At 67.5% G+C, this 21603-nt stretch carries 22 protein-coding genes and 1 tRNA gene; 6 read left to right on the top strand and 17 right to left on the bottom strand.

Annotated features, from left to right (window positions below):
- Window positions 1–77: 77 nt before the first annotated feature.
- The gene (locus ACOGI5_RS04835; protein ID WP_419863332.1) at window positions 78–848 is read right to left on the bottom strand and encodes an SDR family NAD(P)-dependent oxidoreductase; all 771 of its coding nucleotides are present in this window, start codon (window positions 846–848) and stop codon (window positions 78–80) included.
- Between the two features lie 38 nt (window positions 849–886).
- Complete coding sequence (locus tag ACOGI5_RS04830) at window positions 887–1915, bottom strand: TIGR03617 family F420-dependent LLM class oxidoreductase (RefSeq protein ID WP_419863331.1); 1029 nt, start codon at window positions 1913–1915, stop codon at window positions 887–889.
- Between the two features lie 112 nt (window positions 1916–2027).
- Between ACOGI5_RS04830 and ACOGI5_RS04825 the strand changes: the two genes are divergently transcribed.
- Window positions 2028–3659, top strand: a complete 1632-nt coding sequence (locus tag ACOGI5_RS04825) for a class I adenylate-forming enzyme family protein (protein ID WP_419863330.1) — start codon at window positions 2028–2030, stop codon at window positions 3657–3659.
- A 145-nt stretch (window positions 3660–3804) separates the two neighbouring features.
- On the opposite strand, the gene ACOGI5_RS04820 is transcribed toward ACOGI5_RS04825, so the two are convergent.
- Window positions 3805–5109 carry an acyl-CoA dehydrogenase family protein gene (locus ACOGI5_RS04820; RefSeq protein WP_419863329.1) on the bottom strand — a complete coding sequence of 435 codons (1305 nt, stop codon included), beginning with the start codon at window positions 5107–5109 and terminating at the stop codon, window positions 3805–3807.
- Window positions 5110–5288: 179 nt separating this feature from the next.
- Between ACOGI5_RS04820 and ACOGI5_RS04815 the strand changes: the two genes are divergently transcribed.
- Window positions 5289–5675 (top strand): DUF3499 family protein, encoded by a 387-nt coding sequence (locus ACOGI5_RS04815; protein ID WP_419863328.1) that lies wholly within the window; start codon window positions 5289–5291, stop codon window positions 5673–5675.
- On the opposite strand, the gene ACOGI5_RS04810 is transcribed toward ACOGI5_RS04815, so the two are convergent.
- Entirely contained in the window at window positions 5672–5932 is a 261-nt protein-coding gene (locus tag ACOGI5_RS04810; protein WP_419863327.1) for a hypothetical protein, read from the bottom strand. The two genes, ACOGI5_RS04815 and ACOGI5_RS04810, sit on opposite strands and share 4 nt — an antisense overlap.
- Window positions 5933–5969: 37 nt before the next feature.
- On the opposite strand from ACOGI5_RS04810, the gene ACOGI5_RS04805 reads away from it, so the two are divergent.
- Window positions 5970–6227, top strand: coding sequence for a hypothetical protein (locus ACOGI5_RS04805; protein ID WP_419863326.1), 258 nt, complete (start codon window positions 5970–5972; stop codon window positions 6225–6227).
- 90 nt (window positions 6228–6317) lie between these two features.
- Here ACOGI5_RS04805 and ACOGI5_RS04800 read toward each other — a convergent pair whose 3' ends face one another.
- The 7 genes from ACOGI5_RS04800 to ACOGI5_RS04770 all read right to left on the bottom strand — a co-directional run bounded on the left by ACOGI5_RS04800 (window position 6318) and on the right by ACOGI5_RS04770 (window position 13367).
- Window positions 6318–6584 (bottom strand): cell division protein CrgA, encoded by a 267-nt coding sequence (locus tag ACOGI5_RS04800; RefSeq protein ID WP_419863325.1) that lies wholly within the window; start codon window positions 6582–6584, stop codon window positions 6318–6320.
- A 93-nt stretch (window positions 6585–6677) separates the two neighbouring features.
- A complete protein-coding gene (gene pknB, locus ACOGI5_RS04795; RefSeq protein ID WP_419863324.1) occupies window positions 6678–9014 on the bottom strand; it encodes a Stk1 family PASTA domain-containing Ser/Thr kinase in 2337 nt (778 codons plus the stop codon).
- Window positions 9015–9079: 65 nt separating this feature from the next.
- Window positions 9080–10360 carry a penicillin-binding transpeptidase domain-containing protein gene (locus ACOGI5_RS04790; RefSeq protein WP_419863323.1) on the bottom strand — a complete coding sequence of 427 codons (1281 nt, stop codon included), beginning with the start codon at window positions 10358–10360 and terminating at the stop codon, window positions 9080–9082.
- A complete protein-coding gene (locus ACOGI5_RS04785) occupies window positions 10357–11685 on the bottom strand; it encodes an FtsW/RodA/SpoVE family cell cycle protein (RefSeq protein WP_419863322.1) in 1329 nt (442 codons plus the stop codon). The genes ACOGI5_RS04790 and ACOGI5_RS04785 overlap by 4 nt, the downstream gene beginning before the upstream one ends.
- A gap of 47 nt (window positions 11686–11732) precedes the next feature.
- Entirely contained in the window at window positions 11733–12572 is an 840-nt protein-coding gene (locus ACOGI5_RS04780; protein ID WP_419863321.1) for a protein phosphatase 2C domain-containing protein, read from the bottom strand.
- A 49-nt stretch (window positions 12573–12621) separates the two neighbouring features.
- Window positions 12622–13089 carry an FHA domain-containing protein gene (locus ACOGI5_RS04775; protein ID WP_419863320.1) on the bottom strand — a complete coding sequence of 156 codons (468 nt, stop codon included), beginning with the start codon at window positions 13087–13089 and terminating at the stop codon, window positions 12622–12624.
- Window positions 13089–13367, bottom strand: coding sequence for an FHA domain-containing protein (locus ACOGI5_RS04770; protein ID WP_419863319.1), 279 nt, complete (start codon window positions 13365–13367; stop codon window positions 13089–13091). Before ACOGI5_RS04770 ends, ACOGI5_RS04775 begins: the two co-directional genes overlap by 1 nt.
- A gap of 50 nt (window positions 13368–13417) precedes the next feature.
- Here ACOGI5_RS04770 and ACOGI5_RS04765 point away from each other — a divergent pair.
- Window positions 13418–13501 (top strand) — tRNA-Leu (locus tag ACOGI5_RS04765).
- Between the two features lie 25 nt (window positions 13502–13526).
- Here the strand turns inward: ACOGI5_RS04765 and ACOGI5_RS04760 are convergent.
- From ACOGI5_RS04760 to ACOGI5_RS04740, 5 genes are all read right to left on the bottom strand, one after another.
- A complete protein-coding gene (locus tag ACOGI5_RS04760) occupies window positions 13527–14237 on the bottom strand; it encodes a DNA alkylation repair protein (protein WP_419863318.1) in 711 nt (236 codons plus the stop codon).
- A gap of 48 nt (window positions 14238–14285) precedes the next feature.
- Window positions 14286–14777 (bottom strand): methylated-DNA--[protein]-cysteine S-methyltransferase, encoded by a 492-nt coding sequence (locus ACOGI5_RS04755; protein ID WP_419863317.1) that lies wholly within the window; start codon window positions 14775–14777, stop codon window positions 14286–14288.
- Window positions 14778–14842: 65 nt separating this feature from the next.
- A complete protein-coding gene (locus ACOGI5_RS04750) occupies window positions 14843–16288 on the bottom strand; it encodes an AlkA N-terminal domain-containing protein (RefSeq protein WP_419863316.1) in 1446 nt (481 codons plus the stop codon).
- An 80-nt stretch (window positions 16289–16368) separates the two neighbouring features.
- The gene (locus tag ACOGI5_RS04745) at window positions 16369–17622 is read right to left on the bottom strand and encodes a DUF4349 domain-containing protein (RefSeq protein ID WP_419863315.1); all 1254 of its coding nucleotides are present in this window, start codon (window positions 17620–17622) and stop codon (window positions 16369–16371) included.
- 319 nt (window positions 17623–17941) lie between these two features.
- Complete coding sequence (locus ACOGI5_RS04740) at window positions 17942–19114, bottom strand: acyl-CoA dehydrogenase family protein (protein WP_419863314.1); 1173 nt, start codon at window positions 19112–19114, stop codon at window positions 17942–17944.
- Between the two features lie 92 nt (window positions 19115–19206).
- Between ACOGI5_RS04740 and ACOGI5_RS04735 the strand changes: the two genes are divergently transcribed.
- Together ACOGI5_RS04735 and ACOGI5_RS04730 are read left to right on the top strand one after the other, a co-directional pair.
- Window positions 19207–19965 (top strand): MBL fold metallo-hydrolase, encoded by a 759-nt coding sequence (locus ACOGI5_RS04735; protein WP_419863313.1) that lies wholly within the window; start codon window positions 19207–19209, stop codon window positions 19963–19965.
- Window positions 19965–20795 carry a sulfurtransferase gene (locus tag ACOGI5_RS04730; protein ID WP_419863312.1) on the top strand — a complete coding sequence of 277 codons (831 nt, stop codon included), beginning with the start codon at window positions 19965–19967 and terminating at the stop codon, window positions 20793–20795. Before ACOGI5_RS04735 ends, ACOGI5_RS04730 begins: the two co-directional genes overlap by 1 nt.
- A 34-nt stretch (window positions 20796–20829) precedes the next feature.
- Here ACOGI5_RS04730 and ACOGI5_RS04725 read toward each other — a convergent pair whose 3' ends face one another.
- Window positions 20830–21576, bottom strand: coding sequence for a nitroreductase family protein (locus ACOGI5_RS04725; RefSeq protein WP_419863311.1), 747 nt, complete (start codon window positions 21574–21576; stop codon window positions 20830–20832).
- Between the last annotated feature and the right edge of the window lie 27 nt (window positions 21577–21603).

Genomic DNA, 21603 nt, shown 5'->3' with positions numbered 1-21603 from the left:
GGGGAACTCTGCGAGGTTGGAACCTGCCGGATTCCCGGAGCAGAGGGCCCCTGCCGCCTCCGCAGCGGGCGCAAAGTTCAAGCCATCGTCAACCCACCACTGACCGACAGCGTCTGGCCAGTGATGTAACCCGCTTCCTCGCTGCACAGGAACACCACCGCCGCCGCCACCTCATGCGGCTGACCGATCCGCTTCATCGGCACGGCCCGCGCCATCGCCCCGATGATCTTGTCGCTCGTGTCGGTGGCCGAGGCGATCTCTTCCAGCAGCGGGGTATCCGTCGGCCCCGGGCACACCACATTTGCCGTGATGCCGCGGCGCGCCACCTCGCGGGCAATGGTCTTGGTGAAGGCGATGACGGCACCCTTGGCGCCTGCGTAGACCGCTTCGCCCGAGGAGCCCACCCGTCCGGCGTCGGAGCCGATGTTCACGATCCGCCCGAAGCCCGCTTCGATCATGGCGGGCAGGCAGCCGTGCGTCGTGCGGAGCGGGCCCTTGTAGTTGATCTCGATGATCCGGTCCCAGAAGTCCTCGTCGGTCGCCACGAAGGGTGTCAGCACGTCCCAGCCCGCGCAGTTGACCAGCACTTCGACCGATCCCAGTTCGTCGGTCACCGACGTCAGGCCTGCCGAGACAGCGTCAGCGTCGGCGACATCCATCTCGACGGCGATCGCCGTACCGCCTTCGGCGTTGATCGTGGTGGCCGTCTCGGTGGCCTCGGGAACCCGCAGGTCGGCCACGGCCACCTTCTGGCCAGCTCGAGCCAACCCCAGGCAGATCTCCCGGCCGATGCCTCTGCCGCCGCCCGTCACCAGGGCCACCCGGGCTGTGCTGTCTGGGTCGCTCACGTTGTCTCCTGTCGTCAAGTGCTCGGCCGGGATGCGTTCTAGGAGCGCGTGGCCTGCGCCACGTCACCCCACTTGTGGACCATGTCTGGGTCCTTGCGGATCTGCTCCTCCGCCAGGTACATGACGACCCGGCTGGCGGTGCCCGTGTAGCGGTCCTTCAACCGGTCCGCCATCTCGTTCCACGGGGCAACCAGCGCGAAGTGCTCCAGCATGTCGTCGGTGATGCAGTCGGCCATGCCTGCGATGTCGCCCGCGGCCATGCGCTCGCGCAGCGCGGCGGTCACGCCTTCGTACCCCAGGTCGGTGAACTGGAACGAGTAGTTCGGCGTGGTGCCGTAGAAGGCGATCTGCGTCTTGGCCCGCCGGACGAGCGGCGCCAGCTCTTCGGGGGAGTCGCCTGGCGCGGCGAACACCGGCACGATCAGGTCGATCTCGTCGACGTCGCGGCTGGCCCGCTCGGCGCCCTGGGCCACCTCGGGCAGCAGCCGCTCGCGGATGTAGTGCATGGTGTGCATCGGATGGACATGCACGCCGTCGGCGACCTCGCCGGCCACGCCGTTCATGATCGGCCCAACCGAGGAGATGTCGACCTTCACGTCGCCGTAGTCGTGGCTGCGAGGCGCCCACTGGGCCGGCAGCAGGCTCAGGTTGAAGAACTCGCCCTCGTAGCTGAGCTTCTCTTCCCGCCGGAAGGCACGCAAGCACGCCTGCACTGCTCCCACGTAGTCGCGCATGCGTGCCGCTGGCCGGTCGAACTCAGCCGCATAGCGCCGCACGATGTGGCCCTTCACCTGGCTGCCGAGCCCCAGTCGGAAGCGGCCGTTGGTCTCGCCGGCCAGTTCCCAGGCGATCTGGGCCGACACCATCGGGCTGCGGGGGAACGCCACGGCGATGCCGGTGGTGAAAGTCAGGCTGGGGGCTGCCATGGCGGCCGCAGCAAGCTGCATCCACGGCACTTGGCCGGTCTCGGTGTAGAGCATCCCGGAGAAGCCGGCGCCCTCCACCTTGCGGGCTAGGTCGGCCGCATCGCCCCAGGTGGATGAGCCGGTCATGAGATCGAATTCCACTTCGGGGTCTCCTTCAGGCGGGGGCACGAACCCGCTCAACGTAGCCCCCGCTGCTTCGGCGTGTAGCGGGCCGACTGGGCGTAGGGAGGGATCGCTGGCATACGCTGCGGCGATGGCTGCGAACGCGACCTACGACTGGCTGCTGCTGGGCGACGCCGTCGACCGGGCGGCCCGCAAGTGGGGGAACCGCCCGGCGGTGGTCTTCGGCGACCGCCATTGGACGTACGCCGATTTTGCCGTCGAAGTGGACAGGGTGGCCAAGGGGCTGATGGCGCTCGGCGCCCAGATCGGCGACCACGTGGCGGTGTGGATGACCAACCTGCCCGAGTGGCTGTGGCTGCAGTACGCCATCCCGAAGGTGGGCGGCTGCATTGTGCCGCTCAACACTCGGTACCGGACCGACGACGTCGCGTACACGGTGGCGCAGTCGGAGAGCCGGTTCATGATTTCGATCGACCAATCCGGCCCGATCGACTATCGCCAGATGCTCTGCGAGGCCTACCCGGAGATCACCGCAGCCGGCCACCTGGAACGGCTGGTATTCACCGGCGCAGATCGTGACGACGCCTTGGCCGATGCGATGAGCTGGGATGATCTGCTCACCGCGGGGGAGAGCGTCTCCGACGATGAGCTGGCAGAGCGCGCCGCCAGCGTGACCGTCGACGACCGCATGATGCTGGCGTACACCTCGGGCACCACCGGTCATCCCAAGGGTGTGGTGCACACCCACCGCCCGCTGCGCAACAGTCGTGAGCGCTCGATGCTGCTGGGTCACACCGCCAACGACATTCACATGAGCTACTTGCCGCTGTTCCACCTGTTCGGCTACGGCGAGGTCTCGATCCAGTCGGTGCTCACCGGCGGTTGCCAGGTGCTGTTCGACGTCTTCGACCCGGCAGCGGTGCTGGCAGAAGTGGAGTCACGGGGCGGCACGGTGCTGCATGGGTTCGACTCGCACTGGGGCGACCTGCTGCGGGCTCAAGACGAGCACCCCCGCGACGTGTCCAGCCTGCGCATGGGAACGCTGGCCGCTGGCATGGAGTCGTCGACCCCCATTGCTCGTCGAGCGCAGGAGGTGTTCTGCCCGACCATCTCCGGTTGGGGCATGAGCGAGTCATGGGCGTTCGTTAGCTGCAGCCATCCCACCCACACCGTTGAACAGCGAACAGAGGCCTCGGGCTACCCGATGGACGGCATCGAGTACCAGATTCGTGACCTGGAAACCGGCGAAGAGTGCGCGCCCGATGTGCCAGGAGCGCTGTTCGTGCGGGGTTATACGGTGATGGAGGAATACTGGCGCCGCCCCGAGGCCACAGCCGAGGTGCTCGGCGACGATGGCTGGCTCGACACCGGCGACATCGCACGGATGCGGCCCGACGGTCACGCCGTCTTCATCGGCCGCCACAAGGACATGCTCAAAGTAGGCGGCGAGAACGTCTCACCCGCCGAAGTAGAGGGGTACCTGCTCGAAGTCGACGGCATCGAGCAGATCGCCGTGGTCGGCTACCCCGACCCCCGCCTCGTAGAGGTCCCGGTCGCCTTCGTCCAGCTCACGGAGACTGCCCCAACAGACATCACCCCGGAATCGCTCATCGACCGCTGCCGCGGCCGAATAGCCAGCTTCAAGATCCCCCGCCACGTGATCTTCGTGAAAGAAATGCCGGCCACCCCCTCCGGCAAGATCCGCAAGGTCGAACTCAGAGACTGGGCCCTCCAAGACCTCGGCGACCCCACCCACGCCTGAGACCCGACGATACGAGAGGCGGGCGGAGGCATGGCCTCCGCGCGCAGTTATGAAGCGCCCCTCGCACATCCAGATTGCGCACGAAGCGCTTCATCTGTTTGAAGCACGGAGGCCATGCCTCTGTTCGCCTCGGTCGCGGAGGCGGTCAGGGGCCAGAGAAGGCCATTGCAGGCTGGCGAGGCCCGTCCAGCGTGTGATCGGCAGCGAACCCCATGGCCCGCTCCGACTCGCGAGTGCGAACCTCAGCCCGAGCCACGACGTGGTGATGCACCTCGTCTGGCCCATCGGCCAGCCGCAGCGTGCGCTGCGCATGCCACATGTCGGCCAGCGGGAACCACTGCGAGACGCCGGCCGCGCCATGCATCTGGATGGCCTCGTTGATGATGTCGCAGCACTTCTCGGGCACCATCGCCTTGACGGCGCTGACCCACACCCGGGCCTCGGCATTGCCGAGCGTGTCCATGGCCTTCGCTGCCCGCAGCACCATCAGCCGCATCGCCTCCACCTCGATACGTGACCGCGACACGATCTCCATGTTCTTGCCGAGGTTGATCAGCTTCTTGCCGAAGCCTTCCCGATTCACACCCCGATCGACCATCATCTCGATGGCCTTCTCGGCCGAGCCGATCGAGCGCATGCAGTGGTGGATGCGACCCGGGCCCAGCCGCAACTGAGAGATTTCGAAGCCGCGGCCCTCGCCGAGCAGGATGTTGTCCTTGGGTACGCGCACGTCGTCGAACACGATGTGCATGTGCCCGTGGGGAGCGTCGTCGGCACCGAAGACGTGCATCGGCCCCAGGATCTCGACTCCGGGCGTGTCGATCGGCACGAGGATCTGCGACTGCTGCTTGTAGGTGTCCGCGTCGGGGTTGGTGCGAACCATCGTGATCATGATCTTGCAGCGGGGATCGCCGGCGCCCGAGATGTAGAACTTCTCTCCGTTGATCAGCCACTCGTCGCCGTCGAGTACGGCGTTGGTCTGCACCTGCTTGGCATCGGAGCTCATGACCGCCGGTTCGGTCATGGCATAGGCGGAGCGGATCTTGCCTTCGAGCAGCGGTTCCAGCCATTGCGCCTTCTGCTCAGGCGTGCCGACCCGCTCCAGCACTTCCATGTTGCCGGTGTCGGGCGCGGAGCAGTTGAGGCACTCCGAGGCGAGCCGGTTCTTGCCCAGCTCGTTGGCGATGTAGGCGTAGTCCAGGTTGCTCAGCCCTTCGCCGGTGTCCGCGTCGGGCAGGAAGAAGTTCCACAGTCCCTGCTCACGTGCCTTGGCCTTGGCGCCGTCCAGCAACTCGAGCTGGCCGGGTGCCCAGCTCCAGCGGTCTTCGCGGTTCTCGCCCATCCGGTGGAATTCCTCGGTGATGGGGTCGACCTCGTCGCGGATGAACGCCTTGACTGCCTCGTACAGCGGCTCGACCTCGGTGGACATCCGAAGATCGAAATCGTCCATGCTCGCGGACTTCAATGCTCCGCCAACCACAGCTGCTCCCCTCGTGTGCTCGCCAGCTGCAGGTCTGCTTCTGGCGCAGTGAACCCTAGCGAGATCGGTTCGGCGGCACCGGGCTGCGGACTCGAGAGCGGACCGCCTATCCCTTCTCGGACAGGGGCGCGCCGGTACCTTCGAAGGCCATGTTGCAGTGTGTTCGAGGGATGTGCACCGAGATGGCCACCGCAGGGCTGGGCTACGACGTGCCGGGAACGAGGGCGTGGCTCTACGACCTCGACGCCGCCACCATTGCTGGCACTTCCCGCCAGCGCGACATGATCATGCCGCTGTGCCGGGCCCATGCGAACCGGATCAAGGTGCCGGTTGGCTGGGTGCTCGATGATCAGCGGGCCCCCGAACCGGAGCCAGTCGTGGCCCAGTCTGAGCCGAGCGCCGCCGCCGAGAGCGCTGCGCCGCTTTTTGCGCCCCGGTCCCGGCCCGAGCCGGCCGAGATGTCGCAGCAAGAGCCCGAACCGGCAGCGCCGTCGTCGCTGCTCGAACGAGCCTTCCGGGCAGCACCGTCTCGCTAGAGCAAGCTCGCCTTCCGCGCCGCGGTCAGCACCAGCCGCCCCCGGGGGTTCAGGCTCGCCCGGTAGCGAACCCCCTCGGCGTCCACCAGCACCAGCTCGTTGCCGTCGCTGGCAACCCGGAGCTCGACGCCGAGCTCTGCCGACAGTTCAGCCCGGCTGGCCTCCAGCGCAGCCCGCATTGCGCTGCGCCGCTGCGCTTCGTAGAGATCCATGTCGTACTCGACAAAGTCTCCCGGTTCAGTCCCAGAAGGCCGCACAGACAAACAATGTCACAAGCACCGTTAGCGTGATGCCGTGAGCCTGTGGCTGGCCGTGCCGCTCTCGCTGGTGTTCATCTACATCGTGTACCGGCTTGGCCTGCGAATGATGGCCACGTTCTCGAGGCCGATTCCCCCGCCGCCCCCGCCAGGAGAGCTGCGACGGGTGCGCCTCACCTACCGGTGCAGTCTCTGCGGTACTGAGATGCGCATGACGCGTGCTCCGGTGCAGCACCCGGAGCCGCCCCGCTGCTGCAGCGAGGACATGGATCTCGTCGCCAACGCCGACGAGTAGGAGCTCACCCGGCGAGCCACAGATGAACCGGCAGCGAAGGCGGCAGTTCCACAGGTTTTCCACAGACTGGGGAAAGTCACATACGTGTGATTACCGCCAGCGTGTGGCGAGCAGGATGCCCACCAAGACGATGGCCAAGCCGACGGCAATCCACGCGCTCGCCGGACTGCCCGGCAGCCAGCTCATGTAGTTCGCCACGATCACCGCTGTGCCCGCCCCGAGCAGCGCCACGATCAGCCAACCGAACCACGAGGCGCTCTGAGGGGCATCGCTTCCGATGCTGTGCTGCTGGGCTGGCGCGTTCTGCGGTCGAGTGCCCTTGGGCGTGATGCGGCTGGTCTTGCGGGGTCGGGCCATGGCCGATCAACCTAGTGGTATGCGGTCAAGATGCCCGCTGTCGCGATGACGGCGAGATCACTTGCGTTGCGCGGGTTCTTGAGCGCAGCGCCCTCAGGACCCGTTTGCGGCGCCCTCGGATGGTGATTCGGGCTCGTCTTCGTTCGGCGGCACGTCCGGCGAGCTTGCCGTTGCCTCTCCGATGACGAGTGTCACGCTCTCGAAGTTGACTCGGATGCTCGTCCCCGGAGCCGGTTCGAGAGCGATGACCTGGCCGTCGCCGGCATCGCCTTGCGGGACTGGCTGAGTTCGCTGGTCGACGGTAAAGCCCAGTTCGGTCATTGCGGCGGCGACTTCGTTGGGCTCGAAGGTCCCCAGGGTCTGCAGGCTGGGAACCGTGGCGATGGTGGGGGGCGTGAGCAAGAAAATGATGACCTCGGACCCGGCGATCTGCCGAGTACCGGGAACGGGGCTCAGCTCCCGCACCTGCCGAGTATTCACCTCTGGATCTTCACTCTCTTGCACGACGCGCCGCACAGCGAATCCGAGCGTTTCCAGCGCCTGTTGCACGGCATCTGCATCGGCTGTGCCGAGGTCGGCGAGCGATGGCACGACAAGCTCCTCGGGACCTTGTGACACCACGAGGGCGATCACACTGCCGCGTTCCACGGCGGCCCCAGCTTCAGGGCTGCTGCGAATGACGGTTTCCGCGCCGAATTCGGTAGAGAACTCACGCTCCACCCGGTCGACGAGCCCGAGGCGGGCCAGCGTGACTCTGGCGTCGTCGATCGTCTGTCCGGCCAGTCGCGGCACCTCGACTTCGCCCCGGCCCGCGGAGACCGTCAACGTCACGATCGTGCCTGCCGGACGCTGCTCGGTGCTCGGGATGCTCTGCTCCGTCACGAGTCCGATCGCCAGATTGTCGTTGCGGACGTCGATGCGTTCGACGCTGAAGCCCGCGGCGACGAGCATCGCCTCGGCCTCGTCATAGGTTCGTCCGACCACGTTGGGCAGCAGGATCAGGGTGCGAGGCGCTGCCACGAACAGGGTGATCGGATTGTCGGGATCGTTGGGTTCGGCGAGCAGCAGCCCAGCGCGCGGATTCTGCTGAAACACGATGTTCTCGTCGACGTCGTCGCGTTCGGAGAATTCGATGCTGACGTGCTCGAAGCCGACATCGGCGAGCTCGCGCTCAGCCTCGGTGAAGTGCAGACCCACCACGCTGGGCACTCTCAGCCTCACATCGGAGGTGCTCTCTGGTGCGGTGACCACGCCCGGCTCACCACGGTCGTTGACCAGCAGGAACACCAGCCCCGCAATCACCAGCAGCAAGATGACGAGCAGCGTGATCCACATGGGCGTGCGATCCGGCGGCTCGACAGCGCCAGGCGGCGGAGCCTGCGGGTACTGCGGTGGGTACTGCGCCGCGCCGTACTCGCCTGCACCGCCTCCATGGCGGCCGTAGGGCGGCGTGGAAGGTGCCGGAGGAGGCTGTTGGTATGCCTGCGACGGCGCGGCGGCCGGCTCAGCGGCTGGCGCAGGTGCTGCGGCCTCCGGCGCGGCGGCTGTCACTGCCGGGAAGTACGCGGTGACGTCGGTCGCCGCGGCGTGGGTCGGCTGGCCCGCCCGGAAGCGCAGCAGATCGTTGCGCAGTTCGGCGGCCGAGCCGTAGCGCGCGGCAGGGTCCTTGGCGAGTCCGCGCAGGCAGATGGCCTCGAGCTCGTGGGGAACGTCGGCGTTGTAGCGCGAGGGCGGGACCGGCGCTTCCTGAACATGCTTGTAGGCGATGGCGACGGGACTGTCGCCGGTGAACGGCGGCCCCGCGGTCAGCACCTCGTACAGCACGACGGACAGCGAGTAGACGTCGCTGCGCGGATCCGCTTCCAGCCCCTGAGCCTGCTCGGGCGAGAGGTACGTGGCGGTGCCCATGACAGAGCCCGTACGGGTCAGGTCGTCGTTCCCGCCGCCGAGCGCTCGTGCGATGCCGAAGTCGGCCACCTTGACCTGGCCGGACTGCGTGATCATGACGTTGCCTGGCTTGATATCGCGGTGCACCACGCCGTTGCTGTGAGCGAACGCGAGTGCAGCGGCAATGTCGATGGCGATGTCCGCAGCCCGGTCGGGATGCAGCGGGCCGTCGCTCCGGATGACCTCCGCGAGGCTTCGGCCTTCGACGTACTCCATCACGATGTAGTAGGTGCCTTCGTGGTTGCCCCAGTCGTACACGCCGACCACATTCGGCTGGCTCAGGTTCGCGGCGGCTTGGGCCTCACGTCGGAACCGCTCGACGAACGACGAATCGGTTGCGAACTCGGGGAACAAGACCTTGACGGCGACGGGCCGGTCGAGCAGGCGGTCGCGGCCCAGGAACACTTCTGACATTCCGCCCCGCGCGATGCGGCTGAACAGCTCGTAGCGACCGCCGAATATTGGGTTGTCGGTGTCTGCCATGAGCGGGGGGCAATTGCTGCCAGATCGGGCCGTCAGACCGGCGGGGTGACTGCGAAGTGGGCGGGCTAAGGGCGGTCAGAGTCAGGGACTGCCCGCAGCGCCAGGGTGGCTTCCGCTGCGGTCGCAGCGATCATCGTTGCCAAGGTATCGCTGCGGGGGCCGTTGCCGATGTCAAGGGTGGAGTCGGGCTCGATGAGCACCGCCACAGCAACTGTGGGCGCATCTGCGGGGGTCAGCAGCACCGCCCAGCTCCCGGTATGCGTGCCGGCCTCCGACGGATCAGCCAACGGGCCATTCGCGACGGCTGCTGTGACTTGGACCCCGTCGGCTGGTTCGAGTCTGATGGAGGCCTGCTGCGCTGCAGCGGCCATCCGCGCCAGCAGTCCGGGCGTGCTGGCAGCGTCGAAGAGGCGCCCGGCATCGCGCGGCCTGGTCTCGACCGACGCATCGGGGGTTGCCAGTTCACCGTCGGTGGAGCGGCCGTCGACGCGGCCCACGACGTGGGGGCGCAGCCGGATCCCGTCGTTGGCGACGGCCGCGGCCGCAGCCGCCAGCTGCAGGGGTGTCAACCGCACCGGTGCTTCATCGCCACTGCCGATGTCGGTTCCGTCCAGTTCAGTCCCGTCCGGTTCGCCTGGCAGGTCGACGCCGGTCGGACCAGGCTCTCGGCGGGCGCCCGTCAGCAATTCGACACCCGCCCTGCCGAGTGATTCGTCGGCGGCGATGGCGTAGTGGCGCTGGTAGGCGCGTGCCACCGGAAGCCGAGCACCGGCTTGAACAGCGCCGGGCGCTGGTGACACCAGTGCCTCGGGATCGAAGCTGGGGCGCGACCACATCGCGATGAGAGCACCAGTGGCGGTGTCGATGACAACGACGGCGCCATCACGGTCGCCGAGCGCGGCACGCGCGGTGAGCTGAACACCGTGGTGCAAGGTCAGCACTACATCGCCGACGCGACTGCTGTCGGCGAACAGATCGGCCAGCTCCTGTACTGCGATGCCAGTCGCTGCGCCTGACAGCTCGCTGTCGTAGCTGCGCTCGATCCCGCTGGCTCCGGCCGCGGCTCCCAGATAGCCCACGACGTGCGCGTACAGCGGTCCGTGCGGGTATTCGCGGAGCCGTCGTTGACCGGTGTCGTCGTGATCGATGGGGAGTGCGAGGACCTCGCCGTCGGCGCTGATGATCGCACCGCGCGGGTTGCCGATGGCAGCCGCCGCGGCACGCGTGTTGAGCTCGTGACTGCGCAGACCGTCGGCGGAGACGAAGCCCAGATTGGTGAGCTGTGCCAGCATGATGGCGAAGCCAGCGGCAAGCGCGACGGTCAGCCGGATGATGCGCCCCCTCACGGATCACCGCGCAGCAGTTGCTGAGACTCGGCTCGGGGAGCATCGCTGGCGTTGGAGACGGCGAGCAGCAATCCGGCGGCGATGCAGTTGCCGACCATCGCCAATGGTCCGTAGGCCACAAAGGGCAGCGCACCGACGGTGTGCGGCAGCAACCGCAGCACGTCGGCAATGGCGAGAAGTGCTTGCAGCCCGATGACTGACGTCGCGGCGGCCGCCAGGAGTCGATGGGTTCGGTGCGCGCGCTGAGCAATGCCCCCGCCGACCCCGATGAGCAGCGTGAACGCGACAAGCAGCGCGCAGCCGCCCAGGATGCCGAGCTCTTCGGCGATGACGGCGAAGATGAAATCGCTGTGCGGTTCATGCAGGTGCTGCGGCGCGCCGAGGCCGGGGCCCACCCCGCTGATGCCGCCTGCGCTGATGGCGAAGGCCGCATCGACCACCGTCGCGCCCTCAGCTTCGGTCCACGGGTTCAGCCAGTAGTGCACCTGTGCGGACAGCCGGTCGTACACGGTGGTGAGTACGACGACACCTACGGCGTAGCTGATGATGACCCCGCTGAGCGCGGTTGCACGCGTCGACCGGGGAACGGTCGGCACGTCACTGCCGACGAGGTCGTCTCCGTCGAGCCACAGCGGCAGCCAGGCCGCCGCAAACACGATGACCGATGAGGCAAGATCGGCGCCGATGATGAGCAGCGCCCACGCGCCGACCGCCGCGGCGCTCGCACCAGCGACATGGCGGTGTGGAATGAAGCGCGGACGAAGCCAGCGCGGGGCGGTCGCCGTGAGTCCGCAGGCGGCGATGACCACGACGATCTTGGCGAGGCCGTAGGGCTGGACGCTCAGCATCGTCCCGAGGTTCAGCCACTGGCGCGGCGGTTCGTACGCGCCGGCTGAGAGATCAGCCCCGCCGGAGAAGCTCCCCGCGGCAAGCAGTGCGGCAGCGACGACGACGCATGCGCCAGGGCGATCCAATAGCCAGTCGAGCCGCCGGGCGGCGATCGAGGTTCCGGCAATGGCTGCGAACCCCAGCAGCACAGCGACTGCTTGCTCGGATGCCAACGACGCATCGACTCGCGCAACGAAAACCCAGCCGATGCCCATGAGCAGCCCGATGATCCCGAAGAGGGTTTCGTTGCTGTTCGGCGCCCATCGCCTGATGGCGACATGAGCTGCGGCGCCGCCGGCCAAGACGGCTGCGAGCCAACCGGCGCTACTCCACAACGATTCGGTTGCACCTCGCCCGCCGGCGCCGCCCCAGACCGAATTCTGTTCCACACCCAGCGCGGCGACAGCAAACGTCGTGCAGATCACCACGCCGGCCATTGCGGCGAGCGCTGCCTCGGTACGGCGTCGGACCCGCAGCGGAGGCCTCAGCGTGAGCGTGAGCGTCGCCAGCCGCGCCGTCTCGGCGTTCGCTGGGAGCTGCCCTCGGGCTGCGGACCGTCGGGCTGCGTCGAGGTCGGCTCGTGTGCGGCCCCTTCGATGTCGACATCGACCACCAGTGCTGTGGAGTTGTCGCGCCCCCCGCGGTCGTTGGCCTGCCGGACGAGGGCGCGTGCCACGTCTGAGGGATGCTCATCGATGTCGAGCAGCTCGGAGATGTCGGACTCGTCCAATTCGTTGGTGACGCCGTCGGTGCAGAGCAGGAAGCGGTCGTTGCCGGTGAGCTCGAGGATCCAGTCGTCGACCATGACCTGCGGCTCCACGCCGATGGCTCGAGTCAGTGTGTTGCGCCGCGGATGGTCCGCGGCCTGCTCGACTGTGAGGTCGCCGGCCCTGATCATCTCGGCCACGAAGTTGTGGTCGATCGTGAGCTGGGTGAGCTCGCCCCCTTGGTAGCGGTAGACGCGGGAATCGCCGACGTTGACCAGGCACCACACGCGGTTGTCGTCTTGCTGCACCACCGCGATGGCACACAGCGTGGTGCCCATGCCTGACAGGTCCGCATGAGCGGTTGACCGGTGATGCACTACCTGGTTGGCATGGCGAACCGCCGCCAGCAGCTCAGCCGGTGTCGAGGGGGAGTTTGCGGCGACGGTCTTCACAGCGAGACTTGAGGCCACGCTGCCGCCAAGGTGGCCGCCCATGCCGTCGGCTACCACGAACAGGCCGATGTCTGCATACATGGCGTCCTGGTTCTCTGCTCGGCGCAGGCCCCGATCCGACGCCCCGCCCCAGCGAATGCGCATCTGGCGAGCGGGGGCAGTCATGACCTTGCAGTCTCGTCGCTGTGCGATGCGCCGGCACCGTGGGCACCAGTCATGTGCCGACCTCGAAGACGGTAGAGCCGACCTGTACGAAATCACCGATGCGTACAGCCGTTGCGTTGTCGACTTTCTGTCGATTCAGATACGTGCCGTTGGTCGAGCCCAGATCCTCCAGCAGGTGCTGGCTGCCGTCGCGGAACAGACGCGCATGAGCCTGCGACGAGTAGCTGTCTTCGATGATCACGTCGCACTCGGGACCGCGCCCGATAGTCAGCGTGTCAGCCAGCAGGTGCCGTTCTCCTTGAGAGCTCAACGGCGAGCGGACGACGAGCGCCATCGGCTGCGGGGCTGCGTTGCCGTTCGCGGCTCCACCGCCGCGCAGTGTGCGCAGCGACCTCCAGCCGAGGTGATTGCGAGGTGTCGCCACTACCGCCCACACGGCGCGCATGACACGGAAGAAGAACAGGTACAGCAGCACGAGCACGCACAGCGCGAGCAGTCGCACCAACTGCTCGGACATCAGTCCAGCTCCAGCCGCAGATCGTGGGTGCCGATGGTGACGACATCGCCGTGCGACAGGCGCTCGCTGGTGATCTCGATCCCGTTCAGCAGCGTGCCGTTCACGCTGGCGAGGTCCACCAGCAGCAGGCCGTCTGCACTGGAGCTGATCTGCGCGTGCCGCCGTGAGACCTTCGGCCCGTTGAGCACGATGTCGCAGTCGTCACGCCGTCCGATGACCGTCGAAGCGCCCAGTTCGTGGCACTGTCCGTCGCTGTCGACCAGGCTGGCGCCGCCCACGACGGCTCAGTGTAGGAGCGGAGGTTCGCGGGCTAGTCTGTTCGCCCCACGCGCGAGTGGCGGAATTGGCAGACGCGCAGGCTTCAGGTGCCTGTGCCCGCAAGGGTGTGAGGGTTCAAGTCCCTCCTCGCGCACTGCGGTGAGGGTGGCCGTGGCGGTCTACGAAGAGCGCCGGATCTTGTCGGCGTTCTTGAGAGCCTCGCGGGCTGACAGCGTGCTCAGGCGGTCGTGGTTGCGGGCGACATAGTCCTCGACGGTCCGCAGGTCGGTCCACGCGAGCGAGCGCAACGCCCACCCGATGCCCTTGCGGATGAAGAAGTCCTTGTGCGACAGGTTGGGTTCGATGCAGTCGAAGAGGAGGCCGAGATCGGTCTCGTCTTTCCTGTTGATCTGGCAGATGATCGACGACCTGCGTTTCCACATATCGCTGTCGCTGCTCCATGAGCGCATCTGGCCGGCCATGTCGCTGGGGTAGTTCTCGAGGAGTTCACGCAGTCGGCGCGTAGCGACCTCGTCGACGTAGTCCCACCAGGCGCCGGTCACGACGAACTCCTCGAAGATCGGCAGCGTGTCGAGCGTGCGGAACACCTGGCACTTGGGCGCGCCGGCGATGGCGAGCGCGACGTAGCGTTCTTCACGGAATTCGGCGCTGCGCCAGAGTTCCAATACGGTGCTCTGCCAGGCTCTGCCGTCCTCAAACGGGTGGATGCGCAGGATTGCGTTGACCAGGTTGGTTCGGGCCGGTTTCTGGACGCCGCGAAAGGGCATCTCGGACTTCATGTAGGCGCGCATGGGTTCGGCCTTGTCGGGATTGGCATGGTCGGCCAGCGCGCGGCGGACATCGTCGACGAGATGAGTGTTCACCGTCACCAGAAGAGTTCGCCTGTGTCTCTTGCGCGATCCTGCGTGCCGCGTCGACTACAGCGCGCCCTCGTGCTGGAGCAGCTGGGTCTTGAGATCGAGTCCGCCTCCGAAGCCCACGAGCGAGCCGTTGGCGCCAATGACCCGGTGGCACGGCAGCACGATCGGTACGGGGTTGCGGCCGTTGGCCTGGCCTACGGCACGCACGGCCTTGGGTCGGCCGATCAATGCCGCCTGCTCGCCGTAACTGCGGGTCGCACCGTATGGAATATCGCCGAGTGCCCGCCAGGCCGCCTCTTGGAACGGCGTGCCGCGCAGGTCGAGCGGTACGTCGAAGCTGGTGCGGTCGCCGTCGAAATACTCGCTGAGCTGATGCGCTGCTTGGCGCAAGATCGGATGATCGGGGTCTTCGACCATGTGGTCGGGCAGCTTGACGGACGTCTCGTCGCCGCGCCACGACACGGCGCGCAGTCCCTCGTCGGTCGCCACCAGACCCAACGGTCCGATGGGGCTGTCGACGGTTGTGTGCCAGTGGGTGTCAGTGCTCATGTTGGCTCCTGGGTTGGATTCCGAAGGGGGTCTGTCGCGCAAGAGGCCGATCGCGGACGGGCAGATCAGCGAGGGGACTGGTGGCCGGCATGCCAGAGATGCTGTGCGGCCCACGAACGGTACGGCCGCCAGCTCTGCGACAGAGTTTCGAGTTCGCGAGCATCGACCGGGTGGCCGACCAAGCGCTCCGCTGTACGCCGCAGGCCCAGGTCGGACGCCGGAAACGCGTCGTCATGGCCGATGACACGCATGGCGATGAGGTGCGCTGTCCACGGGCCGATCCCTGGCAGCTCGCAGAGTCGGGTGACAGTGGCATCCAGCGTGTCCGCGGCGGTCAGATCCAACTCGCCGCTGGCCACTGCTTGGGAGAAGCCGACGATGGTGTCGATGCGCTGCTGGGTGAATCCCAGGCCGGCTAACCCGGCCCCTCCGGCGCTCGCGAGTGTTGCAGCGCCCGGGAACATGTGCGTGAGCGGTACCAAGACGTCGTTGCAGCACTCCAGCACAGGGTCGATCGGCGTGCCGAAGCGCTCGGCAATGCGGCCGCTGAGCGTGGAGGCCGCGGCGAGGGAGATCTGCTGCCCCACGATGATCCGTATGGCGGTCTCGAAGCGGTCCCATGAGCGCGGCACACGCAGCCCCGGCGTCGTCCGCACGAGCGGGCCGATGAGCGGATTGTCGCCCAGCACGGCCGCCGCAGGGGCGGGATCTTCATCGGTTCCCAACAGCGCGCGCACCCGGCTCACGGCATCGATGATCGAGTCGTAGGTCGGCAGGTGCAGCCGCAGTTGCAGACTGTCGCCGCCGCTCGGCAGTGCTGCTACCTCTGCAATGCCTGGATGCCCGCACGCACTGAAGCTGCGTACGTAGGTCGACCCGGTCTCGCTGCCGGCCACGGCTTCCACGCCGGGAATCGACCGGCACTCCTGGTGCGCGACGAACGTGCCGAAGTCGTACGGCGCCAAAGCGGGCACCTCCAGGACCAGGCCCCCGTCGAGCTCGGTGTATCCGCCGCGGCTGCGCTTGGAGCGCAGCTCGGTCGGTGTGAAGCAGAACACCGAGGTCATGGCCCGGTGCAGCTGTCGAGGCCCGCCGAATCCCGCGGCGCGGGCGATCTCGGCGAATGTCAGATCGGTGTCATCGATGAGGCAGCGCGCGAAATGCGCTCGCCGTGAGCGGGCGATGGTGGTGGGTGTGGCACCGACATGATGCTCGAACAGTCGCCGTAGCTGGCGGGCGCTGTACCCCACATGAGCCGCGAGCGCCTCTTCGTCGTGATCGTCCAGAAAACCGTCGTTGATCCGCAGCAGGGCCGCTTCGACCGGCGCCGGCACGTCCAGATCGGCGAGCGAGCCGGCGCGACGCTCCGGATGGCAGCGCAGGCAGGGACGGAAGCCGTTCACCTCGGCGGCCACCGGATTGGAGTAGTGCGTGACGTTGTGCGGCAGCGGTTGCGCCGAGCAGTCCGCTCGGCAGTAAATCCCCGTCGTGCGCACGGCCGATACCTGCATGAGGCGAGTCTGGCAGGCCGCATCGGACACAAACGGACATGACCAATGGAGGTCCGAATATGTCCGATGCCGTCCGGCTGCTATGCGGCTGAGTCCTGGGCCCGGCGGCGACGCAGCCACCACCACGCGACTGCCAGCGCGATCGCGATCACTGGCAGGAACGGCAGCAGCGCACCGATGACCAGCAGCACGCCGTTGCCCACGGCCACGAGCGCGTTCCAACCGCCGCTCAGTGCATCTCCGAAGCCGGGTGGCGTGTCCTCCTCCTCGACGAAGAGATACAGACCTTGGCTGCGGGCCAACTTGGCCAGTTCGGTGCCGGTTTCGGTGACCGGCACCGCGCTCAAACGGACGTTGATCTCCAGCCCGCGGGTCGCCACCCGCCCAGCGATGCGCCCATCCGTCACGGGCAGATTCAGCGTGGCGACCGCCCGCTCGCCAGGTTCGATTCGCTCGAGCACTGTGCCTTCGGCGACGCTCACGTCGTCGGTGTTGAATCGCAGCTCATTCGAGCTCAGCATCACCTCGGTGAGCACGGTTTCGCCTTCGTTCTCCAGCTCGAAGCAGAAACCCACATCAGCGTCTGGCGGCGTGGCCAGATCGGTGAATCCGAGGCACGGGTCGTCTTCGCCGGCCGCCATCCAGGCTCGCAGGATCACCGAGGTGCGGGGCACCGCCTCGACAGACTCCGTGATCGACAGCGTGATCGTGGCCAGGTCCACCCGGTCGCGCAGAGAGCGCAGTTGTCCACGGAGCCGTTCCAGGTTGGTCTCGCGGTTCGCCAGCTCGCGTTCCAGCTCGGCCACGCCTTCCACGTCAGTGGCCTGCGACAGGAAGTCGCGCAACCGGTTCACGCTGATCTCGGCGGTCGAGATGCGGCTGTTCAGGTCCACGACGATGTCGGTGACATCCTCGGCGTTCACGGACTGCTCGACGAGTTCGCCCACGTTGGACAGCCGCTCCAGCGCAGTCGAGAACTGCTCGGGCCGGACCTTGAAGGTCAGTGTGGTGTAAGCCCGGTCTTGGGTGCGGGTGTCTTGGGAGAACGTGAACCCGCCGAGTCCTTCGATGATCGAGTTGGCCTGTGCCGCGGCAGCAGCCACGTCGGCGGTCTCCACTGCGATCCACGCTGTGTAGATGATGTCCCGCCCGAGATCGGCAGGGACAGCGGGCACGCCAGCCGCCAGGGCATCAGAGCCGGAGTCGTCCGACATGTCCTCCTCGGCGGCGGCGCCGCCCGAAGTCAGCCGGACTTCCCTGGCTGATTCGTCCATGTCCATCATTTCCTCGTCAGCCATCTCTTCCGAAGCGGCTTCGAGAGACTCTTGAGACATGGCGACAGTCGCGGCTGGTGCGTCTTCGGCGGCGGACGCGTCGCTGTCATCGCTCCCGCCACCGCAGGCTGCGGCAAGGACTGTCACGGCCAGTACTGCCACGGCTACGGCCAGCCATCGTGCCCGTGTGCCTGAGGAACTGCTGGTCCGGCAATTGCTTGGAACGATCATGGCGTCCCCTTCCTCGGTCGGCCGCTCATCGAGCGGCTCTACCGGAGTGACGCCCATGGTCCCGTCGCAGTTCCCGCAGCGCCATTGCAGTTCAGTGTCGGTCCCGAGACCATGGCGCGACCCGGCCGTCATGCGCGCCGGAGCGCCGTCAGCGGAACGCGGGGATGTTGGTGATCTGCTGGCCGAGGATCAGCCCGTGGATCTCCTCGGTGCCCTCATAGGTCATGACCGATTCCATGTTCGCCGCATGGCGCATCGGCGCGTACTCCGTTGAGACGCCGTTGGCGCCCATCATCGCTCGGGCAGTGCGAGCCGTATCGATGGCCACCCGGCAGTTGTGCCGCTTGGCCATCGAGATGTGGTGCGGTCGCAGCCGGTGCTGTTCCTTGAGCTGGCCCAGCCGCATGGCCTGCAGATTGGCGTTGGTGATGTCGGTGAGCATGTCGGCGAACTTGATCTGGCTGATCTGGAAGCTGGCCAGCGGCTTGCCGAACTGGGGACGCTCGAGCTGGTAGCTGAGCGCCTGCTCGTAGCAGCAGCGGGCCACACCGACGGCGCCGAAGGCGATGCCGAAGCGGGCCTCGGACAGGCAGCTCAGCGGCGCGCCGATGCTGAGCGCATCCGGCAGGCGCATCGACTCGGGCACCTCGACGTCGTCCATGTAGAACTCGCCGGTCACCGAGGCCCGCAGCGAGAGCTTGTTCTGGATCTTGCGAGCCTCGAAGCCGGGCGAGTCGGTGGGCACCAGGAAGCCCCGGAAGCCGTCGTCGGTGTTGGCCCACACGATGGCCAGATCGGCCAGCCCCGCGTTGGTGATCCACCGCTTGGCGCCGTTCAGGACCCAGGTGTCGCCCCGGCGCACTGCCCGCGTGGTCATCGAGGCCGGGTCGGAGCCGTGGTCGGGCTCGGTCAGCCCGAAGCAGCCGATGATCTCGCCTGCGGCCATGCGGGGCAGCCAGTGCTCCTTCTGCTCGGTCGAGCCGTAGCGCCAGATGGGGAACATGCACAGCGATCCCTGCACCGACACGAAGCTGCGCAGCCCGCTGTCGCCGGCCTCGAGCTCCCGGCAGGCCACGCCGTACGCCATCGCCGACGCTCCCGCGCAGCCGTAGCCGTCGAGGTGCATGCCGAGAAGGCCCATGTCGGCGATCGTCGGGACGAGCTCCATGGGGAAGGTGCCTGCCTCGAAGTGGTCGCCCACGATCGGGTCCCATTCCTTGGCGACGAACGTGGCGACGGTGTCGCGGATCATGGATTCCTCGTCGGACAGGACTTCGTCCATCTCGTAGAAGTCCGACAGCGGCGCAGGCGTTTGGCTCATGAGCGCATACTGCCGCGCTGGCGCCCGGTGGGCCAACCCGTCGCCACGGCGGGCGTGCCTCTCCGCGCGGCTGGTGAGTACTGTGCGCTGCCATGGGTGACGACACCGCCGACGGTCCGCAGGCACGCCAGCCCGACGAGAGCCGGCTCTACTTCCGCCAGCTGCTGTCGGGCCAGGACTTTGCCACCAGCGACCCGATCGCCCGCCAGATGGTCAACTTCGCCTACCTCATCGGCGACCGGGAGACCCGCGAGGCGGTCGTGGTGGACCCGGCGTATGCCGTCGACGACCTGCTCGACATCCTGGCCGAAGACGAGATGCAGCTCACCGGCGTGCTGGCCACGCACTTTCACGCGGATCACATCGGCGGGAACATGATGGGCTACAGCATCGAGGGCGTCGCCCAGCTGCTCGAGCGCCAGGGCACGAAGATCCACCTGCAGGCGCCCGAGGCCGAGCTGGTGCGCAAGACCACCGGCATCTCCATGAGCGACATGGAGCTGCATGCCCCCGGCGACGTGGTGTCGGTGGGCGCCATCGACATCGAGCTGCTGCACACTCCCGGGCACACACCCGGCAGCCAGTGCTTCCTGGTGGGCGGGGCGCTCGTGGCCGGCGACACATTGTTCCTCGACGGCTGCGGGCGCATGGACCTGCCCGGCAGCGATCCGGCAGCGATGTACCGATCGCTGCACGACACGCTGGCCAAGGTGCCCGACTCGGCCGTGCTGTTTCCCGGGCACCGGTACTCGTTCGAACCCAGCGCCACCATGGGCCAGACACGCCAGATGAACTACGTCTTCAAGCCACGCAGCGAACAGCAGTGGCTGATGATGTTCGGGCAGGGCTGATGGCGCCGCTGCCACCCGTGGTGAGCGCCGCTGACATCGCGGGCCGCGACGACATCGTCCTGTGCGACGTGCGCTGGTACCTCGACGGAAGGTCCGGTTACGACGCATACCTCGAGGGCCATATCGCCGGAGCCATCTGGGTGGATCTCGACGCGCATCTGTCGGCACATGGCGCGCCCGCGCATGGCCGCCATCCGCTGCCGGCAGCGGACGACTTCGCCGCGTCACTGGGGAGTCTCGGAATCGGCCCCGATGATCCGGTGGTGGCCTACGACGATCTGAACGGGACGGCAGCGGGCCGGATGGTGTGGATGCTGCGAGTGCTCGGCCACGATGCCGCACTGCTCGACGGAGGACTGGGTTCGTGGACCGGCGCCACCGAGACGGCAGCGAACGCACGCGCCGCGGCCGAGTGCCCGGTGCGGCCCTGGCCGGCGGGCGCATTCGTCGACATCGACGACGCGGCCGGCGCCGGCGCCAGCGCTGACGTCGTGCTCATCGATGCCCGCGGCGGCGACCGCTATCGAGGCGAGACCGAACCGGTCGATCCGCGCCCCGGCCACATCCCCGGCGCGGTCAACGTGCCGATGACCGACAACCTCAGCTCCGACGGCCGCTTTGCCGACGCTGAGACGCTGAGCGCCCGCTATGCGGCTGAGGGTGTGCAGGAGGCCGGCGGCAGCAACAACGCGGTCGTGTACTGCGGCTCAGGCGTCAGCGCCTGCATGGACGCCCTGGCCATGGAGCGCGCCGGCCTCGGCCGCCCGCAGGTGTACATCGGCTCCTGGTCGCAGTGGAGCCACACCGACCGTCCCGCCGAGACCGTCTGAGCGGAGTCTCCTGCCGCCTCCACGGCGAGCGTGCTCAGGTAGGCGAGCCGGGCGGCGGACCTGCTGAGGCGAAGCGCGTGCCGGGCGGGTCGACCGCCCACTGCGCGACCTGTTCCCAGCGATCCTCGTACACCACCTCACCCAGCGGTCGGCGCCGCACCGGGCCGTGGCGCCCTGCGGGCCGGCCGAGCGGGATGGTCGCATGGATCGCCACGCCGTCGGGGATGCCGAGCAGCTCTCGCAGCTCGTCCTCGACGTCGCGGTGCCAGCCGGTGATGACGCCGCCGTAGCCGAGCGCCCGGGCCGCCAGCAACAGGTTCTGCACCGCCGGGTACACCGATGCGCCCTCGGCGTAGGTGGGCTTCCGGTAGCGCACCAGGCACGCCAGGATCACGACTGGCGTCTCCTCGAAATGGTCGACGAAGTGCTGCATGGTCCGGGCCATGCGGGCCTTGGGCGAGTCGTCGTCGGCGCCGGAGCCTTGCGCGTAGCCGTCGCCCGAACGCTTCGAGTTCCACCCGTCACGAAAGCACTGGCCGAGCAGTGCCTTGGCCTGCTGCGCTGCCGGCCCGTCGCGCAGCACGATGAACCGGAACATCTGGCGGTTGGAGCCGCTTGGGGCCCGGCCCGCGTGCCACAGGATCGACGCGAGATCCGCGTCGGGAATCGGATCCGGCAAGTAGCGCCGGATGGCCCGCGTGGTTGCCAGGCCTTCCAGCAGACCGATCGGCCCGGGCCCGTCTTCGGCCTTGGATCTGGTTTCCGACTCAGCCTCGCTCATCGTCTGCCCTGTCCCGTTCTGGCGAGC

Origin of the sequence: Candidatus Poriferisodalis sp., assembly GCF_965208925.1 — a bacterium.
Classification (GTDB): Bacteria; Actinomycetota; Acidimicrobiia; order Acidimicrobiales; family Poriferisodalaceae; genus Poriferisodalis.
Note: the sequence above shows the minus strand (reverse complement) of the source record. Positions and strands in the feature narration are given on the sequence as shown.

Bases quoted from the DNA above. Each gene is read 5' to 3' on its own strand.
- ACOGI5_RS04730 (WP_419863312.1), top strand. From the start codon at position 19,965: ATGGCGCCGCTGCCACCCGTGGTGAGCGCCGCTGACATCGCGGGCCGC.
- ACOGI5_RS04815 (WP_419863328.1), top strand. From the start codon at position 5,289: ATGTTGCAGTGTGTTCGAGGGATGTGCACCGAGATGGCCACCGCAGGG.
- ACOGI5_RS04800 (WP_419863325.1), bottom strand. From the start codon at position 6,584: ATGGCCCGACCCCGCAAGACCAGCCGCATCACGCCCAAGGGCACTCGA.
- ACOGI5_RS04820 (WP_419863329.1), bottom strand. From the start codon at position 5,109: ATGGACGATTTCGATCTTCGGATGTCCACCGAGGTCGAGCCGCTGTAC.
- ACOGI5_RS04725 (WP_419863311.1), bottom strand. From the start codon at position 21,576: ATGAGCGAGGCTGAGTCGGAAACCAGATCCAAGGCCGAAGACGGGCCC.
- ACOGI5_RS04775 (WP_419863320.1), bottom strand. From the start codon at position 13,089: ATGTCCGAGCAGTTGGTGCGACTGCTCGCGCTGTGCGTGCTCGTGCTG.
- ACOGI5_RS04750 (WP_419863316.1), bottom strand. From the start codon at position 16,288: ATGCAGGTATCGGCCGTGCGCACGACGGGGATTTACTGCCGAGCGGAC.
- ACOGI5_RS04740 (WP_419863314.1), bottom strand. From the start codon at position 19,114: ATGAGCCAAACGCCTGCGCCGCTGTCGGACTTCTACGAGATGGACGAA.
- ACOGI5_RS04735 (WP_419863313.1), top strand. From the start codon at position 19,207: ATGGGTGACGACACCGCCGACGGTCCGCAGGCACGCCAGCCCGACGAG.
- ACOGI5_RS04780 (WP_419863321.1), bottom strand. From the start codon at position 12,572: ATGACTGCCCCCGCTCGCCAGATGCGCATTCGCTGGGGCGGGGCGTCG.
- ACOGI5_RS04825 (WP_419863330.1), top strand. From the start codon at position 2,028: ATGGCTGCGAACGCGACCTACGACTGGCTGCTGCTGGGCGACGCCGTC.
- ACOGI5_RS04745 (WP_419863315.1), bottom strand. From the start codon at position 17,622: ATGTCTCAAGAGTCTCTCGAAGCCGCTTCGGAAGAGATGGCTGACGAG.
- ACOGI5_RS04755 (WP_419863317.1), bottom strand. From the start codon at position 14,777: ATGAGCACTGACACCCACTGGCACACAACCGTCGACAGCCCCATCGGA.
- ACOGI5_RS04785 (WP_419863322.1), bottom strand. From the start codon at position 11,685: ATGGCCGGCGTGGTGATCTGCACGACGTTTGCTGTCGCCGCGCTGGGT.
- pknB (WP_419863324.1), bottom strand. From the start codon at position 9,014: ATGGCAGACACCGACAACCCAATATTCGGCGGTCGCTACGAGCTGTTC.